The 1514-nt window shown below is 65.6% G+C and carries 2 protein-coding genes; one reads left to right on the top strand and one right to left on the bottom strand.

From position 1 onward, the window contains the following. Positions 1 to 49 precede the first annotated feature (49 nt). A protein-coding gene (locus tag AB0F82_RS38585; RefSeq protein ID WP_362636482.1) for an IS5 family transposase occupies positions 50 to 849 on the top strand; the annotation gives its coding sequence in 2 pieces (ribosomal slippage) (positions 50 to 389 and positions 389 to 849; 801 coding nt in all). A gap of 89 nt (positions 850 to 938) precedes the next feature. Here the strand turns inward: AB0F82_RS38585 and AB0F82_RS38590 are convergent. Then, complete coding sequence (locus tag AB0F82_RS38590) at positions 939 to 1388, bottom strand: CbrC family protein (RefSeq protein WP_362636480.1); 450 nt, start codon at positions 1386 to 1388, stop codon at positions 939 to 941. Positions 1389 to 1514 lie beyond the last annotated feature (126 nt).

Below are 1514 nucleotides of genomic sequence, written 5' to 3' on the forward strand. Positions count from 1 at the left end.
AGAGGTCATCTCATTTGGCCGGTTCGGTAGGCTGCGGGCCGTGGTGGGGATTGTTGAGCGGCTGGTGCCGGACGAGTTGTGGGAGCTGTTTCAGCGGGTGGTGCCGGAGGCTCCTTCGCGGCCTCAGGGTGGTGGCCGGCGTCGGCATGGCGACCGGGAGGTGCTGGCCGCGATCGTGTTCGTGGCGACGTCGGGCTGCACGTGGCAGCAGCTGTCATCCGCGTCGTTCGGACCATCGGGAGCGACGGCTCACCGGCGTTTCGCCGAGTGGACGAAGGCCAGGGTGTGGGCCAAGCTCTACCGCCTGGTCCTCGACGAACTCGGGTCCCGAGGCGAGTTGGACTGGTCCCGCTGTGCGATCGACTCGGTGAACATGCGGGCCTTGAAAAGGGGGACCTGACAGGTCCGAATCCTGTGGACCGGGGCAAGTACGGCTCGAAGATCCATCTGATCACTGAGTGGACCGGTCTGCCCATCTCTGTCGGGATCTCGGCGGCGAACCTGCACGACAGTCAGGCCCTGATTCCGCTGGTGAAGGGCATACCGCCGATCCGGTCCCGCCGCGGACGCAGGCGGCGCAAGCCAGGCAAGCTCCACGGCGACAAGGGTTACGACTACTCTCACCTGCGGAGATGGTTACGCGAACGTGGGATCACCCACCGCATCGCCCGCAAGGGTGTCGAGTCCTCGCAGCGGCTGGGCCGTCATCGCTGGACCATCGAACGCACCATGGCCTGGCTCGCCGGCTGCCGACGCCTGCACCGACGCTACGAACGCAAAGCCGACCACTTCCTCGCGTTCACCAGCATCGCCTGCACACTCATCTGCTTCCGCAGACTGACGACGTAGCCATTCCTACGATGCGTCGACATAGGCGAGGTGGGCCCTGCAGACCGTGCATGGGAAGAGCATGGCGGTCGCAGACTCACCCAGGTGGGTCAGAAACTGGTCAAGCTGGGCCTCGTCCCGCCAGCCGGGAGGCGCATCTCGGTCTGCAGTTGGGCGAGAGCGTCAGGACGCGCGGCCAGCTCGGCATATCCGACTTCACCTACGAAGGCGGCTGCGGTCTGGCAGTGGACGAGCCAGTGGGGATCCTGCCAGGCGCGGAAGCCAGGAGTGCGGCGGGTGACCTCATGCAAGACGTCTTCGCTGACACCGTCGAGCCCGACGGAGTCGGCAAACTCGCCCGCGAACCTTTCAGCCGCGCTTCCGTCCGCGATACACCACGGACAAAAACGCCCGCCCACCTCGCGGGCCGTATAGAAGGTCGCCGTGTAGATCCAGCCCCTGTCACGTTGGCAGCAAGCGCATCGCTCGGCGGCCTCGCGGATGGACCCACTTGCGACGGGATCCGGGTGGTAGCGAAAGAACGGCAGGCTGGCGCTCATCGCAGCCTGCCAAGCCGCACCCGCATATCCACAACCACTGATCCCATGGCAGACAGTCTCCCCGCGGGGACGGTCCGCGATCAAGGGCCGACGTCGTCTCTAGCTCAACCAAATGAGATGACTTCT

Origin of the sequence: Streptomyces virginiae (assembly GCF_040638905.1) — a bacterium.
Taxonomy (GTDB): Bacteria; Actinomycetota; Actinomycetes; order Streptomycetales; family Streptomycetaceae; genus Streptomyces; species Streptomyces virginiae_B.